The organism is Pseudomonas sp. AC463 (assembly GCF_979253585.1).
Map to the genome: position 1 here is coordinate 1 of NZ_CEEDDZ010001217.1, position 233 is coordinate 233.

1 protein-coding gene is annotated in these 233 nt (G+C 67.4%); it reads right to left on the minus strand.

What is annotated here, in order from left to right; translation table 11 throughout:
* Positions 1 to 36 precede the first annotated feature (36 nt).
* Positions 37 to 233: thioredoxin domain-containing protein (locus AC0IYH_RS34180; protein WP_471838936.1), on the minus strand; the 197-nt coding region annotated here is incomplete at its 5' end.

Below are 233 nucleotides of genomic sequence, written 5' to 3' on the forward strand. Positions count from 1 at the left end.
GTGCAGCGAACATCGCAGCCAGCAACAGGGCACGTTTCATCGGGCCGCTCGCCAGTCGGCGATCACCGCGTCGACCTGATCGGGGCGGATGTCGCCGATATACTGCTTCACGACGACGCCGCTGCCGTCGATCAGGAACGTCTCCGGCACGCCCGAGGAGCCGAGCGACAGCTGCACCGCACTCTGACGGTCGTCGCCGATCCGCGCATACGGATCGCCGTTCCGCGCGAGGA